At 56.7% G+C, this 15,429-nt stretch carries 14 protein-coding genes; 4 read left to right on the plus strand and 10 right to left on the minus strand.

Annotated elements, in window-relative coordinates:
- The first annotated feature begins 286 nt into the window (after positions 1 to 286).
- On the plus strand, positions 287 to 1,480 hold the full coding sequence (locus JQ616_RS28385; RefSeq protein WP_212020337.1) for a CaiB/BaiF CoA transferase family protein: 1,194 nt from the start codon (positions 287 to 289) through the stop codon (positions 1,478 to 1,480).
- Positions 1,481 to 1,918: 438 nt separating this feature from the next.
- Here JQ616_RS28385 and JQ616_RS28390 read toward each other — a convergent pair whose 3' ends face one another.
- The 5 genes from JQ616_RS28390 to JQ616_RS28410 form a co-directional block, all read right to left on the minus strand.
- On the minus strand, positions 1,919 to 2,674 hold the full coding sequence (locus JQ616_RS28390) for an ABC transporter permease (protein ID WP_212020338.1): 756 nt from the start codon (positions 2,672 to 2,674) through the stop codon (positions 1,919 to 1,921).
- Positions 2,674 to 3,387, minus strand: coding sequence for an ABC transporter permease (locus JQ616_RS28395; protein WP_212020339.1), 714 nt, complete (start codon positions 3,385 to 3,387; stop codon positions 2,674 to 2,676). The genes JQ616_RS28390 and JQ616_RS28395 overlap by 1 nt, the downstream gene beginning before the upstream one ends.
- A gap of 99 nt (positions 3,388 to 3,486) precedes the next feature.
- Positions 3,487 to 4,266: an ABC transporter ATP-binding protein gene (locus JQ616_RS28400; RefSeq protein ID WP_349630051.1), complete on the minus strand. Its 780-nt coding sequence runs from the start codon at positions 4,264 to 4,266 to the stop codon at positions 3,487 to 3,489.
- Positions 4,267 to 4,299: 33 nt separating this feature from the next.
- Positions 4,300 to 5,391, minus strand: a complete 1,092-nt coding sequence (locus JQ616_RS28405) for an ABC transporter substrate-binding protein (protein WP_212020340.1) — start codon at positions 5,389 to 5,391, stop codon at positions 4,300 to 4,302.
- 328 nt (positions 5,392 to 5,719) lie between these two features.
- A complete protein-coding gene (locus tag JQ616_RS28410; RefSeq protein WP_212020341.1) occupies positions 5,720 to 6,403 on the minus strand; it encodes a TetR/AcrR family transcriptional regulator in 684 nt (227 codons plus the stop codon).
- Positions 6,404 to 6,619: 216 nt separating this feature from the next.
- Between JQ616_RS28410 and JQ616_RS28415 the strand changes: the two genes are divergently transcribed.
- From JQ616_RS28415 to JQ616_RS28425, 3 genes are all read left to right on the plus strand, one after another.
- Complete coding sequence (locus JQ616_RS28415; RefSeq protein WP_212020342.1) at positions 6,620 to 7,612, plus strand: MaoC/PaaZ C-terminal domain-containing protein; 993 nt, start codon at positions 6,620 to 6,622, stop codon at positions 7,610 to 7,612.
- Between the two features lie 28 nt (positions 7,613 to 7,640).
- Complete coding sequence (locus JQ616_RS28420; protein WP_212020344.1) at positions 7,641 to 8,351, plus strand: nitroreductase; 711 nt, start codon at positions 7,641 to 7,643, stop codon at positions 8,349 to 8,351.
- Between the two features lie 161 nt (positions 8,352 to 8,512).
- A complete protein-coding gene (locus tag JQ616_RS28425; protein WP_212020346.1) occupies positions 8,513 to 9,544 on the plus strand; it encodes a LysR family transcriptional regulator in 1,032 nt (343 codons plus the stop codon).
- A 92-nt stretch (positions 9,545 to 9,636) separates the two neighbouring features.
- Here the strand turns inward: JQ616_RS28425 and JQ616_RS28430 are convergent, their stop codons facing one another.
- The 5 genes from JQ616_RS28430 to JQ616_RS28450 are packed head-to-tail and all read right to left on the minus strand — an operon-like array spanning position 9,637 to position 15,277.
- Positions 9,637 to 10,443 (minus strand): SDR family NAD(P)-dependent oxidoreductase, encoded by an 807-nt coding sequence (locus JQ616_RS28430; RefSeq protein ID WP_212020348.1) that lies wholly within the window; start codon positions 10,441 to 10,443, stop codon positions 9,637 to 9,639.
- 40 nt (positions 10,444 to 10,483) lie between these two features.
- A complete protein-coding gene (locus JQ616_RS28435) occupies positions 10,484 to 11,353 on the minus strand; it encodes an FAD binding domain-containing protein (protein WP_212020350.1) in 870 nt (289 codons plus the stop codon).
- A gap of 9 nt (positions 11,354 to 11,362) precedes the next feature.
- Positions 11,363 to 11,854 carry a (2Fe-2S)-binding protein gene (locus tag JQ616_RS28440; RefSeq protein ID WP_212020352.1) on the minus strand — a complete coding sequence of 164 codons (492 nt, stop codon included), beginning with the start codon at positions 11,852 to 11,854 and terminating at the stop codon, positions 11,363 to 11,365.
- A gap of 2 nt (positions 11,855 to 11,856) precedes the next feature.
- Positions 11,857 to 14,205 carry a xanthine dehydrogenase family protein molybdopterin-binding subunit gene (locus tag JQ616_RS28445; RefSeq protein ID WP_212020354.1) on the minus strand — a complete coding sequence of 783 codons (2,349 nt, stop codon included), beginning with the start codon at positions 14,203 to 14,205 and terminating at the stop codon, positions 11,857 to 11,859.
- 19 nt (positions 14,206 to 14,224) lie between these two features.
- Positions 14,225 to 15,277 carry an alpha/beta hydrolase family protein gene (locus JQ616_RS28450; protein WP_212020356.1) on the minus strand — a complete coding sequence of 351 codons (1,053 nt, stop codon included), beginning with the start codon at positions 15,275 to 15,277 and terminating at the stop codon, positions 14,225 to 14,227.
- Between the last annotated feature and the right edge of the window lie 152 nt (positions 15,278 to 15,429).

Here is a 15,429-nt window from a genome sequence, read left to right on the forward strand (position 1 = left end):
CATTCTTCGTTGGTTCGCGCTTGCAGTACAACGCGCTAGCGCTAGGAAATTCAATAAGGGACGGGCCGGCAAGCGCACTTATTACATATGCGATTGTCGAAAGGGGCCACCTCCCGCACGACCGACAGTGTTGGTCACTAATCGACTCATTGCTAGCAAGGTCGATTGAACGGAAGTGAGTTGACAATTTAGCACGATCGTGCGATTTCAACATATGCGGATCAAGATGCATGTCTCGTGGATGAGCTTGAGCAACATAAAGACCTCACGATAGAAGGAATTGCGCATGGCTGAAGCCAATGGCCGGGTTGGACCTTGTGCCGGGCTCAGAGTATTGGACCTATCGACGATGGTATCGGGTCCGATGGCAGGTCAGATTTTTGCTGACCTAGGGGCCGATGTTGTCAAGCTCGAAGCCATCGAAGGGGATACGGTACGTCAGGTATTCCCTCACCACGAAGGAATGGGCGCCTATTTCACACACTTCAATCGCAACAAGCGAAGTATTGCTGTTGATCTAAAATTGGAAGAAGGAAAGGCGATCGCACGGCGGCTCGCTTTGAAGGCGGACGTACTCATCGAAAATTTTCGGCCAGGTGTCCCACAGCGGTTGGGTCTCGGCTACGAAGATCTGCGATCCGAGAATCCGGGCCTCGTATATATCGCCATTAAGGGCTTTGGTGAGGACGGCCCATACAAAAATCAGCCGGCCTACGACCAAGTTATCCAAGCGCTCACTGGTTTTATGGTCATCCAGGGCAAGGGCGGAGAGCCACTGCCGGTCCGCAACCCCGTTGTAGATAAGATTGCCGCGATGTCAGCCGCCGTGTCCGGACTTGCCGCGTTATGGTCTCGAGATCGCAACCAACGGAACGGTCAGAAGATCGTCGTCAAAATGTTGGACGCTTGGGCCGCGTTCATTTCGCAAGAAGAGATGAAGAACCATACCTTTTTGAGTGCCACCGTTCCGCCTCCTCCCTTGCGAGATCTATATCGAGTTTTCAAAACACGTGATGGACACGTCATGGGCTTTATCGTCCAGGACAGTCAGTTCCGTGGAATCTGCGCGACCGTCGGACGAAACGATTTGCTCGAAGACCCGCGCTTCGCAAAGCCGGGCGATCGCATGAAAAATGTCTCGCTGCTGCACGATGAACTCACCGATTCCATCGCGGCAATGACAACCCACGACTTCCTCGAAAGCGTCCGTCGGCTTGAGGTGCCGATGGGAAACGTGAATACGCTTGAGGAGTTGTTCGAAGACCCCCAGGCGATACACAATGAAACTTTTCTGAGATTTAGCGACCCGACTTTCGGGGATATGCGGTGTCTCAATTTTTTCGCAACGTTCGACGGGACTTCTCTGAACCTTCGAGCCCGCGGGCCTATGCTAGGCGAGCACACCGACGAGATTCTCGGCGAACTCGGCCATTCAGAAGCTGATGTCAGCAAGCTTCGTGAAGATGCGGTTATTCGTTGATCCAGACGCGCAAGCGTGGCATCCTATGCTGCTACTAGTTCGGCTATCCGGATATTTCAGTATCGGATCCGAAGCCAACCGGTGGCTTGCCTTGGCCAATGCTGACTGGCCAGGCAATGAGCCCGCCTCGTTGGCGCCGGCCAAGCCGCCACACCGCAATTCCGCCAGCCGGGCGGAGCTTCTGATATCCAAGCCCGTAAGCCTGTGATACGGGCGGTGAATACCAATTTTCACCGCTTTGATGACCCGATGGCCCCCCTGCCTCCTTTGACGGCAGCGCGGAATCTTTCCGCAGGCGCGCCACGGTTCCCTGAAAGACCGCAAGACCTCGGCGAGTTGAAAGACGGGGGCTTCCATCTCGCGAGACCCGCCCGGCGGACCATCTCGGCGCCCAACGTGGGTCCCGTCATGACACGTTGGCTTGGCCGCAACTTCCCCTCAGGGAAGCCAAAAAACGACGCGGCGCTGCAAAAGGCGTACTATCGTCGTTCCCACCACGCCGATCGCAGATAACACCACAATCGCAGCAAACATCGTCGAAATATCGAGATCGTTGGACCTTGCCTTGATGATAAAGCCGAGCCCGCGTGACGACGCAATAAACTCGGCCACGACACAACCAAGAAGGCTCAGCACGAACGCAATCTGGAAACCCGAGAACAAGTATGGGGCTGCGGCCGGTATCCTGGCATTAAGGAGGACATGCATCTTGGAGGCGGATACCACCCGATAGAGATCCAGCAGCGATTGGTCCGTCGCGCGTAGCCCAGCAACGGCCGACACAAATAGTGGGAAGAAGCACAACAGCGCAACGGTGAACACCTTCGAAGCCATTCCGAAGCCAAGGCACGCGATGATGATCGGCGTCACAGCAATCTTTGGGACCGATTGCAGGCCAACGACTATCGGCAACACAAAGGGCTCGATGACCGGAACGAGTACGACAAGCGCGCCAGCCGCGACGCCCAGTGACGCACCAATCAGAAGCCCAACCATTGCCGACTGCACCGTGAACCGGATGTGAGGCCATAACAATCCCTCCACCAGTCCGGAATAGAGCGCGCGCAAGACGTCAATGGGGCTCGGGAAGATAGTTCCCGGCAAGCCGCCTGGCCCTGTGACCACGATCCACACGATCAGGAGGAGAGCCGTGCTAATCAGTGTCGCCAACGAGGTCGCAACAATCTCTTTCATCAGGCGGTCCCCCCTCTTCGCATGTCAGTGCCATGCGTTCGCCTGTCCCAGAACACGACATACCGACGTATAAGCCTAACGACAGCAGAGGCACTAATCCCTAAGACGACCAGCACGGCGAGCGCGCCGTAGGCTCGAGCGGCTTCCAATGTGGAAGAGGATTCTTGGATCAGATTGCCGAGCCCTGGCCGCCCAGAGATGAACTCCATCACGATCTCGGCGATGAGAGAGAATACAATACCTAACTCAAGGCCGACGAATATGAGGCTGGCCGCAGCCGGCAACTGGACAGACAGAAATATTCGTAGTGTGTTGGCGCTGAACACGCGATACATCGCAATTAGGTTTGGATCGGCGGCGCGGAAGCCCACGAAGGCGTTAGCGAACACGGGATAAAAGCACGACATAGCGACCAAAACGGACGCGCTCAGCAGACCAAATCCGCACCAGATAAAGATCAACGGGGCAAGTGCAACCTTCGGAATCGCCTGGAACGCTGAAACGTACATCATTAAGAACCGTTCGGCCCACTTTGAGTTTGCAAGCCACGCAGCGGTAACGATGGCCAAGAGAGAGCCGGTGACATATCCCGCTAACGCACCTGTTAGCGTATCGAAGAATGGCGACCATATTTCGCCGCTAACGATCAACCGGTAGAGTGAGACCGCCGCCTGCGCCGGCGATGGCAGAAGCGTGCGCGGGACCACCGCCATGGCAGATATCTGATGCCAGATGAGGACAATGAGCGCGAGCGAGGCAAACGGGGCCAATTGTCGAAGAGCGCGATCTATCGTAGGCACAAATCTCACTGTTCAGGCCTGTCGCATTTCATGGAAAATCTCTCGAAGCTGCTTTGCAAGCGACGAGAACCGCGGATCAGACATCGTATCGATGGTGCGAGGTCGAGGAAGATCGACCGCCAGATTGTATAATGCGTGCCCCGGCCGCGCCGAGAGCACGACGATTCTGTCCGCTAGATAGATGGATTCTGATATCGAATGAGTAATAAAAAGAACCGACTTCTTGGTCGCCATCCAGATTCGTTGTAGCTCGTCCGTCATTGACTCACGCGTCAAGGCATCAAGCGCAGCAAAAGGCTCGTCCATCAGCAGAACTGTCGGATCGTGAATGAGCCCTCGGGCGATGCCAACACGTTGCTGCATGCCGCCGGACAGTTCGGACGGGTAATGGTGCGCGAAAGCAGCGAGATTCATTGTTTCGAGCAAGCTGAGCGCGACCATCCGCTTTTTGCCAGCGTCGATCCCCATCGCGCGAATAGGTACCAGAATGTTCTCGAGCACCGTCTTCCACGGGAGCAAAGTCGGCTGCTGGAACACAATGCCAACTTCGCGGCGTGGCCCGCGGACTGGATTGCCGGCGAGCCTGATCGTGCCGCTGGTGGGCGAAATCAGTCCAGTGACCAGCTTCAGCAAGGTCGACTTGCCGCAGCCGGAGGGGCCAAGCAGCGAAACAAATTCGCCTGGCGCAACGTCCAGAGAAAGCCCCTTCAAAGCCTCAAGCGGACCGCGTGCCGTCTGGTATGTCAGATTCACGGCCTCAACGCTTAACGATGCCGCCGCCTGTTGGGACACAGTATGCTCTCCGGAGTGAGACATGTCGGGCACTTATTTCCTCGTACCGGTGGCAGCTGCCTGGGCAGCCTGCGCACGTGCAGCGACGGCGCTGGTGTTGAACTTGTTGAATTCCGATACGAATTGATTGGTCAGGAACTCATCTTCGCCAATATCCGATCGCTCGATCGCACCGTTGGCCTTCATCGCGTCGATGTAGATCTTGAGTGCGCCAGCGTTGAAAGACCCCCATGTCGCCTTGCTACCGCCGAAATTTCCGACCGCGGCATAGTTCACCTCCTGGATCTCGACGGACTCACGAACCCAGGCGGCCTCCTTGTCAGACGCAGGGCGACTGGTCGGATCGAATTTCCAGAACGCGCGTACACATGCCTCGCGGGCAGCCGCGCATGCAACCGTCGACTTCGCCATCGCCCGTCCCATCTTGGCAACGAGATCAGGGCGATCTCTGATAGTATCGATGTGCGTCAGCAATGCCTGCGTAAAGATGCTCTGGTAGCCCTCAGGAAATGGAATTTGTCGGATGTTCATGCCAATCTGGCGCATCCTCTGATCTTCTGAAAACGATAAATTGATAGCGTCGACCTGCTTCGTCTCCAGCTGTTTCCAAGCTGCCGCGCCGAAGCCGACGGGCCGCACTTCGATGTCTTTCTGCCAGGTGATGCCGGCCGCGGCCAGGGCCGCCCTGGCGACGCTGTTGACGCTACTGGCCAAGCTGGACACACCCAGTTTCCTTCCCTTCAAGTCGGCCAGCGCTTTGATCGGACCCTCGCTGAGAACGGCGAAATCGTTCGTGTAGGTGCGCCAATAATTATAAACGAACCGCACCGGGAACGGCTCCCCCTTTGCCACCGCCGTAATGACGATGCCGGGCGCCACGGAAGCGAACTGGACTGACTTGTTGGCCACCTGCGGCACTGAAACACCGCCGCCCGCGAAGGAAATCAGCTCGAGGTCCAATCCTTCTTCAGTGAAAAACCCTAGGTCGCGGCCAAACAAAACATCCGCGTACTGAACGCCGGGAGGAACGCTAAGTGCCAACACAACCTTTTCGGCCGCAAACGCGGTAGAACCCACGGCCACCGACCAAGCGAAAGCCCCCGCGCAAACCAGTTTGGTTTTCATACGCCCTCCTCCCGACACTTATTTTTCGCCGACGGCCGATGATTTTCTGCGCTCGCCAATATCGCACGACCGTGCGATGTGGCTTATACCGTTTCGCACGACCGTGCAATAGACAGATAGACGATTTTCGCACGATCGTGCAACGGCCAAAGAGTCGCGGGAAGCGCATCGCTCTGCGCGACAACAACTCCTAGGAGACAACACTAGCAGTGGAATGGAACACGGCCGGGTTCCGGTGGAGGCCATGGCGAGGCGCTCCCCGCTTTGGAGCCTCTCGCAGCCTAACGGTACACATCAACGCCGGCCTGCAAATTGGAAAAAGACCCCGTCAGGACACCTTCCGGGTTCGGCTTAGGCGCTTGCTCGATCGTTCTACGATAAGATCTTCGAGGAAGCCCTCCAGGATTCGCTGCGCTTCCTCTCGTGCATCGACGCCAGCAAACTGGATCTGGCGGATCACAGCGCCATGAGCCAGATAAAGGAGCCTTTGCGCGGTCTCGTCAGGGTCGATGTCAGCCCTCAATTCCCCAGCTTCAATTCCGTCACGCAGCAAGGAAGCCCAAAAGCGCGCCTGCCGGGTATATCGCTCCTCCTGATGTCGACGCATACCTTCGTCGCGGGTCCCTTGCGCTGTATAATTGATCCAGAAAAACCAAAAGCGGTGACGCGAGGTCTTGAAGACGTAGCCCATCACCAGTCGGCGCAGTTGGGCAAGGGGAGACCCCTTATATTGCTCCCAGTCATCGGGCAACTCGTAGGCAGCCACCAGCGAGGCCAGAAGCAGATTGTACTTGTTCTCGAAATGATAATTGATGGTCCCGGTGCTCAATTGAGCTGCACTCGCAAGCTGGCGCATGCTTAATCCGTCGATTCCGCGGTTCGCGACGCACTCGTATACGGTAGTAAGCAATTCGCTGCGACGCTTCAGTGTTTTCAGGCGTCGGCTGGCTTCCGCTCCGGAGAGATTTGCCTTGGGCGGAGTGGCTGGTTTCTTTTGCACGGTCAATTCCATTCCTTCTGAAGTAAGAAATCCATCATAACTCCCGTAAATAGCTTTTCTAGCCCAGGCGTGGTTGTGGGATAGGAATTTTCTGGGACCACACGCCGCCTCCCATCATTGTCGCACGGTCGTGCAATTATTCTTGCACGAGCGTGCGAAATGTGTTTCGCTGGTCAGCAAATGGCCGGGTCACGGCATTTCAAACCACGCGTCCGGAGCAACCGACAAATGAATATCGCGACGATTCCCGATAGCGAATTGACGTTCGAAGACCTCGAAGTGCCGCTACGGATAGGCCAAGCCACCTACATTCCAACAGAGGCTTCCACGAAAAAGTTTGCTTATGCTTTAGAGGACGAGTCTGGCTGGATTCTTGGCGACGGTAGCGATCGTCGGGCTCACCCCGCGTTGTTGTCCAACTATCTTTGGTGGCCGCAAGGGTTTTACATTCAGGACCGCACGGCGTCCGGACATTTCAACCAACTGTTCGGCAGATTCCCGGCTCTCATTGAGAGGCCTTATCTCCACACTCGCACGAGAGCAATTTTCTTCCGTGCACTACGGCTTGACGAGCCTGTGCATGCGGTAGCGGACGTCGTGCAAAAATATGAGAAGCGGAACAAGGATTACATCGTCATTCAGGCGAGTTATTGCAATGCGGAGGGCGAAAAGCTCGCTGAATACTCACACACGTGCATGATCCGCTCCCGCGCCCCGTTAGGTAATGACCGCCCAGTTGCAAAGACGGCCGACGCGACGTCGTCTGGGGATGACGCCAGCAAGAATACAAGGGTCGACGAAGCACTCAAGGGTAAATCCCCGACGCAGTTCGACGTTCGCGTGACGCTCGCGAACGCGCGCCTGTATTCATTGCCGCACGAATCATTCCACACTCACGATTCTCTGGCCGAGAAGGTTGGTTTTCCGCGCGCCGTCCCGCAGGGACTGATGTCATTTGGCTACCTCATAAAGCTGTGTACGCAGTATTTCGGGCCCGAATGGGCGAACACCTCAGGGGGCATAGATGTTGCGTTCACGAACATGCTGTTCCGCGACGATCTCCTGACCGTGGGCGGCGAGGTTATTGCGGCTGAGAGCCTTTCCGATTCAACCGTTAAGGTCACGCTCGCTATTCATGTGGACAACCAGAATGGTCGACGCGTCGCCGCCGGAGAGGCGTCCGGCGTTCTGCCCTCGGCTGCATTTGCCGACGCTCACTAGCCAACCAACGAATATAGGACTGAAGTTTATGAAGACGATTGCAGCGCCCGCGCCGGAGGTCTATTCCGATCTTGAGCAACTCGAAAGTCTGGTCTCGAATCGTCTGAGCTGCCGGGCCTTCCGCTCTACAGCAGTACCTGAGGACGTCATCGTCAGGGTCTTGCGGCTCGCGCAGTCCACCGCATCATGGTGCAACAGCCAGCCGTGGCAGATCGCGATCACGCGAGGAGATGGGACCGAGCGTCTGCGCGATTCGCTGTATCGCGCCGCCGCATCCAATCATGCCGACAAGTGGGACTTCCCGCCGCCCCGCGAATATTTGGGCGTATATCTGGATCGTCGACGTGAGAGCGGTTTTCAGCTCTACAACGCGCTTGGAATCGCTCGGGGTGACAAAGTTAGATATCACGAACAAATGCTTGAGAATTACCGGTTCTTTGGAGCTCCCCATCTGGCCGTAATCACCACCGATGAGGCACTTGGCACCTACGGCGCCGTCGATTGCGGTGCCTACGTAGGCAACTTCATGCTTGCGGCAACCGCATGCGGGCTCGGAACAGTCGCGCAAGCGGCGATCGCGCGGTTTCCTAGTGTCCTGCGGCGCGAGCTCAGCCTGCAGGAGGATCGGCGCGTCGTATGCGGCATTTCGTTCGGGTATCCGGACCTAGAGCATCCGGCGAACAGCTATCGGACGAGCCGCGCGAATGTCGGTGATGTGGTTCAATGGATCGATAGGTGACCGGAGCGCCGGAGGTAAGACGAACGTCCGTCCGGTCGAAACGCATTGGTCCGACGACTGCTGTTGCGGCGGAATATTAGCGCCTTAGCTTGGCGCTGCACGGCGCATCGCAAGGAGTCCACGTCGACTTTCGGTAACCGGTTAGATGGACCAGGCATCCAATGAACCTGCGACAGTTGGAATACTTCGTTGCCATTGTGGAGCTAGGGTCGCTTTCAAAGGCGGCTGAGCGGGTGCACATTGTTCAGCCGGCATTGACGCAACACGTGAAGAATTTGGAAGAAGAGTTTGGCACCCCCCTACTTCTTCGTAGCCGGAAGGGCGTTCTGCCGACGGAGGCGGGCCAACGTCTTCTAACAAAGGCGAAGGTGCTGCTCGATCAATTCGAAGCCATTCGAGATTTCGTGCGCGGAGAGGACGTCGAACCGCATGGAGAGGTGCGCGTCGGAATTCCTACGACGGCCAGTTCTCTCCTTAGCGCCAGGCTGCTCAGAGAAAGCAAATTAGCGTACCCGAACATAAAGCTTAGCATCGTCGAACCGATGAGCGGCTTTTTCTTCGACTGGCTGGCGGAAGCGAAAGTAGATATTGCCGTACTTTACCGCAGGACTTGGGATCGGAATCTCAAGTTCGATCGCGTCCTTTCCGAAGAGATCTGTCTCGTCGGTCGCAATAACAAGAAACTCGCTGAATTGGCCCCAGACGATGCGAGGATAGCGTTTCGGCAAGCATGCGAACTCCCGCTGGTGGTGCCGAACAGAGGCCATGGCTTGCGTGATCTATTGGAAGACCTGGCCAGCAAGAGCCAATGCCGGCTCAACGTCGTAATGGAAATTGACGCTTACACACCCATGAAAGCATTGGTCGAACAAGGCGTGGGGTTCTGCTTTCTACCGGGGGCGGCCACTAATGATGAACAAAAACTGGGTCGGCTGACCGCCCGGAACGTGACCGACCCGGAGATCTGGCGCGACGTATATCTTGCTACCCCAACAGATCGTCCGCTTTCAAGGGCAGCTGAACTGATCCATGGATTGTGTAAGGCGTTATTGATGCAACTCGTGCACGAGAGGAACTGGATCGCGCGAATTGAGACCGCGGACGATGATCGCGCATTTGGCGAGGGCTTCTCTGCCGGAGGATCCAATGCGATCGCCGATCCTCCGAGAATTCTACCCTGCTTCGCCGAATAACCCTTTTTTTCAATGTCGCGCGCCCGATCTACATGGTTGCTGCCGGCAATCGGAGACCCCTTCGAGGAGCTGCCACCTCTGCCGATCGTTCATCACGTACATTGCAGTATTGACGACACTCGTTGCCGGAAGTCTTCGACGCGATTGGCATGAGTAAGCACGTAGAGCTGGTTCCTATTGATGGCGTCCAAAACCAAATCCGCGATTTGTCCTGGATCAAGACCATTCTCCACCTCGTTAACGACTCGCGACCCTCTCCCGACGGCATTTGGGGAAAGGGGCCCACCGAACCGCTCGGGCCGATTGCGGCCGGCGGTCAGGATTTTCGTACGCACCCAGGACGGGCAAACGACCGTCACACCAATTTCGGCGGCCTCAAGTTCCTCTTTGAGCACCTCGGATAGCCCGACAACGGCAAACTTCGACGCGCAGTACGGGCCCGAATAGGCGCTCCCGATCAGTCCAGCCATGGAGGCCGTATTAACAATATGCCCGCCCTGACGATGGGCTTTCATGTGGGGCAACGCGCAACGAAGACCGTGGATGGTGCCCATCAAATTGACACCAAGAACCCATTCCCAATCGGCATACGGGATTTCCTCGACGAGACCCGCCCGAGATACCCCCGCATTGTTACACAATACATGGATGTGCCCGAACCTGTCGATCGTCTCGTCAACTGCCTTACGAACAGAGCCCTCGCTGGTCACGTCACATGGGACCCCAATCACCGCTGCACCGTGCCCCTCGAGTGAGCTGCACGCTTGGGAAAGGTCCTCCGTGTTCACGTCGGCGAGTGCCACGTTCATTCCCTCGGAGGCAAAACGCCGCGCCAACGCAAATCCGATGCCATTCGCGGCGCCTGTTACGAAGGCAACTTTACCTACCAGATTCTTCATGCGCCTGTTTCTTACTCCATTGAGGAATTATTGCCTGCTATTATGCGCAAGCGAGGGCTGCCGCTTCACGGACGGCCCGCGCAACGGTCAGCGCGCACAAATGCCGCTTGGCCTCTTCATCGAGAATAAGATCCCCTTGTATATCCAAGGAGTCGGACAACGCTCGAGCGGCGGCGTCGATTTCCATGTGAGTTAGCGCCGTCCCCTTGAGCGCGGCTTCCGCTGCGAAGCCACGTTGTGCGGTTTCGCACGGACCTGTAATTCCAATGCGGATCAATGTGCACGAGCGATTTTCGCCAACAGTCACCAGCACCGCCACCCCAACCATCGCGAGACGTGAGGCCGGATGTGGCACTTTGACATACCGTGCTGCGGTGCGCCCCTTCGGAAGAGGTATTCTGATCTGCGTCAGAATCTCGTTCGGCCGCAAAGACGTTGTGAGGAGCGAGATAAACCACTCGTCTGCCGGAATGTGGCGAGTCCCCGCAAGGCTCGTGCATACCATGGTCCAATCCAGAGCGAGCATATTCGCTGGATAGTCCGCCGCCGGATCGGCATAAGCCAGCGAACCACCGATCGTCCCGCGATTTCGAACTTGCGGATCGGCAATCACCGAAGCTGCGCCCGCGAGCGAGGGCAGCTCCTGCTGAACAATGCGGGACGATTCCACCTGCCAATGCGTGGTCATCGCGCCAATGACAAGTTCGTCCCCTTCAAGCGATATCCCGCGCAGGGCCTCGACCTTGCCTAGATCGATCAGATGCGCAGGTTGGACAAGGCGAAGCTTCATGGCTGGGATTAGGCTGTGGCCTCCCGCCAGGCACTTGGCGTCTTCTCCGAGGGTTTCGATCAGCCGCAGGGCTGCGCTGAGATCGTTTGGCCGATGATACTCAAAACTAGCTGGATACATGTCGGCACTCTACTCGTGTTCGGCCTGGAGCTTTGCGGCCTCTGCGATCGCTCGCACAATGCTGGCGTAGCCCGTACAACGGCATATGTTGCCGTCGAGCTGCTCCCTGATTTGTTCCTCAGTCGGATTTTTGTAACGGTCGATGATCTGGTGCGCGGCCATGACAAAACCGGGAGTGCAGTACCCGCATTGCAGAGCGTGGTTGTTCACAAATGCCTGTTGAATGAAGTTCAGGCCGGCTTGACTGACCCCTTCGATCGTCACGATCGCACGACCGTCCGCCTGGACGGCAAACATCGTACAGGATTTCACGGCCTGGCCGTCCACCAGAATGGTGCATGCTCCACACTGACTTGTATCACATCCAATATGAGTTCCGGTAAGATGAAGATTCTCTCTCAGAAAATGCACCAGAAGTTGGCGCGACTCGACAACGGCCTCATAATTCCGGCCGTTGACGAACAGTGATAATGCACACTTCCCTGCGACCTGCGTCGTCATGCCTAGACCGCCGCCTCCGAGCTGCAAGCAGAGGTCGAGCAAGACTGCGCGCGCAGCACCTTGAGAACCTCGCTCCACGAAACGGGCAACCTTGTTATTTCCAGCTTACCGTCAAGAGCGTCCTCAACCGCCGCTGCCAAAGCAGCTGGTGGTGAGTTGGGTCCGCTTTCACCCACTGACTTGATCCCGAGAGGATTGTCGTCAGTCGGAAAGTTGATGTGTTGAAGGGCGAGGTCGGGAACGTCAGCTGCACGTGGCACGTAATAGTCCATAAGTGAACCGCAGAGGGGCTGCCCTTCCGAATCGTAGAGCATTTGCTCACCCAATCCGATCCCAAGGCCCTGTGCCATGCCGCCACGAATTTGTCCCTCAACGATAGCCGGGTTGAGAGGCTTGCCGGTGTCATGCACGAAAACATACTTCAGTATCTTGACGCGCCCCGTGTCGCGCTCAATCTCGATAACAACTAGGTTGACCCCGCTCGACCATGTGACCGTGGGCGGGAAAAATGCTTTGCTCGACGACAAGCCGGCACCATCAAGATCTTGCATCCTGCGATCACGAAGAGAACGTACCGCCAACTCACCGAAGGTCATGAACTGCTGGCGGGGGCGCTTGACGCCAACGGTCCCATCCTTGATCTCGACATCCTTTTCATCGCAGTCCAATACCTGAGCCGCGAAGCTCGACATCTTTTTCTTGAGAGCCAAGCCGGCCAGGTAAATGGCGTTCCCCGCGTTGATCGCTACGCGACTTGCGCCGGTCCCAAAGCCGATGTCCTGGGCATTCGTGTCGCCGCCCACGATTGTGACGTCAGCAATGGGCATGCTCAAGGTGTCTGCGCATATCTGCGCGAGAGTGGTCTCGTGCCCCTGGCCCTGCGAATTGACCCCAATGAACACCGTGGCTTTACCACGCGTATCGATCCTGATGGTTGCCTTCTCGGACGGCCCCATCCCCCCGGCTTCGACATAGCTTGAAATACCGATACCGATGGCGCGCCCAGTTTTGCGCAGTTCCCGTTGACGTCGGCGCCACTCCCAGTATTCGCCTTGCTCGATTGCAGCGTCCAAGAGAAGGGGAAAATCCAGATTTTTGTAAGTAATCGGGTTGCCATCGCGATAGATTAACCCGTTCCGATACGGCATTTCTGTCGGCGGGACGATATTTCGCTGACGGATAACAACGGGATCTTCCTCGAACTCGCGTGCGATCGCATCGAGGACGCGGTCCATCGTGAACACAGCTTCCACGCGCCCCGCGCCTCGGTAAGGGCTGCATGGAACGGTGTTGGTGGCCACCGATCTCGCCTCGAATCTCAGGGCCGGAATCTTGTAGTGGGTAGTGAGATGGTTGATCGTGTTCGATGGCAACATGGTCTGGTAGTGATTATAGGCTCCCACTTCCTTCTTCAGTTTCAGATCAAGCGCCAGAATCCTACCATCGGGCCCCACCGCCACTCGAACGTCATGCCGCTGTCTTCCGCATTGATTCGAGGAAATCATGTGTTCGAGCCGGGTTTCGATCCATCGGAGCGGCATCCCCAGTTTGAAGGCGGCGATGCCGACGATCATATCCTCCGGCTTCAGGCCTCCCTTCAGTCCGAAGCCGCCACCGACGTCACGCGCCATGATGCGGACTTGATCGGCCGGAAGAGCGAGCGCTGCGCAGAGATTGTCTCGTATCGAGTAAGGCACCTGGGTCGTGGACCAGATATTGAGGACTGGTATCGTCCGATCCCAATGCGCGACAATCCCACGGCATTCGATCGCCATCGATTTCAGACTTTGAGTCTCAAATGTCTTTTCTATAACGCGATGCGCGATTTCGAACGCCCGCTCAACGTCGCCCACGGCGTATTGCATGCGTGCCACGATGTTGTCGTGCCCGCCATGCACCTGCGTCGCGTCGGGATCAACCGCGCTTTCCCATGTAACGACCGGCAACACCTCATAATCGATGTCCACCAACTCCGCCGCATCTGCCGCAGCGTAAGGCGTATCAGCAATAACAGCCGCGATCGGTTCCCCGACATGCGTGATATGCGTACCCAGAATTGGATGTGGAGGACCACTCGTCTTATCGCCATAAGGATTGGACGTACTCTGTATGCCTCCAATTGAGGGCAGACTGATCGCATACTCCTTCCATGTGTCATGCTTTATCACCGCCACGACGCCGGCAGACGCAAACGCCCGCTCGGTATGCACATTTCGTACATGAGCGTGGGCATGAGGGCTGCGAACAAAGGCCACGTACGCCATGCCCGGGAGGGACACATCCTCTACGAACCGCCCCTGACCGGTGAGGAGCCTTTGATCCTCCTTACGGTGAATTGCTTCCCCAAGCATGTCCGCGACCCGATCCGTATTATAGGGTTCGTACGAAGAAGTCAGCCATCGCAGGCCGGGCTATATGCGCTCGGTCATGACAGCAATGGCCGGCATCCGGCCAAATCAGCGTTTCGACCTCCCCCTTAGCGTCTGCCAACAGCCGATCGGCATTGACCATCGGCGTCTGCATGTCCAGCCCGCCATGCACGACCATCATGGGACAGGTAATCTTGTCCGCAAACCCCTTCAGGTTCATGAACTCATAGAATTTGAGAGCCTCCTCCATCGTCTTGCTGCCGCTGATGTAGAGCAATCCGTCGCGGCTGCTTCCTTTCTTTTCCGCCAGATTGTACAGGCTGTAGAGGACACCCCAGCACACCAACGCCTTTAGCCGCGGCTCAACCGCAGCAGCCTTCGGCGCGTAGTAACCACCCATGCTACGCCCGATGATACCAATCCGGCTCGCGTCGATTTCGGAGCGGGTTTCAAGGTAATCGATAGCTGCGCTCACCGTTCTTTCATAATCCGGCCGCAACCGCATTTGGAATAGCGTTTCACCTTGTCCAGGACCATCATAGGCGAATGTAGCCAAACCTCGGTCCATACAAAGGTCCGTAAAGTTCAGAAAATCCTCCTTCGTCGTATCGAGCCCTCCGACGCAAATGACCACTGGCGGATTGCTTACCCCATGCGGACGGCGGAAATATCCAGCTATATTTATCCCCTCGAATGGCACTTCCACCCGCTCAACAGGGGAACGGAAAAGAGGAGCGGCCTTCAGAAACGCTGCGTTCTTCTTGTCATGGATGGCCTTCTTCTTTTCGATGTCGTCATAGAAAAGGTATTGCGCGTAGTGATAGTAAATCGACGCCCTGGCATATTCGGACGAGGCGGTGAGCTTATTCCCTCTGCTCAGCGCATCGTCACCACGCGCCTCGGCTTCGGCGGCGAAGTTCGACCACACCGACGGCCAATCTTCCCAGGAGGCGATTTGCTCCTGAATTTTCATGAGGTCGCGATAATGGATCCCGTCTGCAAGAAATCTGTCGATTCGGGCTGAGATAACCGCTTTGGGAGATTGATCGCTCATCGGGCCTCCAGGACTTATTTTTGGCAGCGGCTTTTGGGCTCGCCGATGAACGGCGGCCTGCTGCAGGTGCTTCAGAACAAGTGGCGGTGTAATAGAAAACGGGGGGCTTGGATAATCGTATCTCGAAATAGTCGCCATCTCTTTTGGCGATA

Source organism: Bradyrhizobium tropiciagri, assembly GCF_018130545.1.
GTDB lineage: Bacteria > Pseudomonadota > Alphaproteobacteria > Rhizobiales > Xanthobacteraceae > Bradyrhizobium > Bradyrhizobium tropiciagri_A.

Bases quoted from the DNA above. Each gene is read 5' to 3' on its own strand.
- JQ616_RS28385 (WP_212020337.1), top strand. From the start codon at position 287: ATGGCTGAAGCCAATGGCCGGGTTGGACCTTGTGCCGGGCTCAGAGTA.
- JQ616_RS28390 (WP_212020338.1), bottom strand. From the start codon at position 2,674: ATGAAAGAGATTGTTGCGACCTCGTTGGCGACACTGATTAGCACGGCT.
- JQ616_RS28395 (WP_212020339.1), bottom strand. From the start codon at position 3,387: ATGGCGGTGGTCCCGCGCACGCTTCTGCCATCGCCGGCGCAGGCGGCG.
- JQ616_RS28405 (WP_212020340.1), bottom strand. From the start codon at position 5,391: ATGAAAACCAAACTGGTTTGCGCGGGGGCTTTCGCTTGGTCGGTGGCC.
- JQ616_RS28410 (WP_212020341.1), bottom strand. From the start codon at position 6,403: ATGGAATTGACCGTGCAAAAGAAACCAGCCACTCCGCCCAAGGCAAAT.
- JQ616_RS28415 (WP_212020342.1), top strand. From the start codon at position 6,620: ATGAATATCGCGACGATTCCCGATAGCGAATTGACGTTCGAAGACCTC.
- JQ616_RS28420 (WP_212020344.1), top strand. From the start codon at position 7,641: ATGAAGACGATTGCAGCGCCCGCGCCGGAGGTCTATTCCGATCTTGAG.
- JQ616_RS28425 (WP_212020346.1), top strand. From the start codon at position 8,513: ATGAACCTGCGACAGTTGGAATACTTCGTTGCCATTGTGGAGCTAGGG.
- JQ616_RS28430 (WP_212020348.1), bottom strand. From the start codon at position 10,443: ATGAAGAATCTGGTAGGTAAAGTTGCCTTCGTAACAGGCGCCGCGAAT.
- JQ616_RS28435 (WP_212020350.1), bottom strand. From the start codon at position 11,353: ATGTATCCAGCTAGTTTTGAGTATCATCGGCCAAACGATCTCAGCGCA.
- JQ616_RS28440 (WP_212020352.1), bottom strand. From the start codon at position 11,854: ATGACGACGCAGGTCGCAGGGAAGTGTGCATTATCACTGTTCGTCAAC.
- JQ616_RS28445 (WP_212020354.1), bottom strand. From the start codon at position 14,205: ATGCTTGGGGAAGCAATTCACCGTAAGGAGGATCAAAGGCTCCTCACC.
- JQ616_RS28450 (WP_212020356.1), bottom strand. From the start codon at position 15,277: ATGAGCGATCAATCTCCCAAAGCGGTTATCTCAGCCCGAATCGACAGA.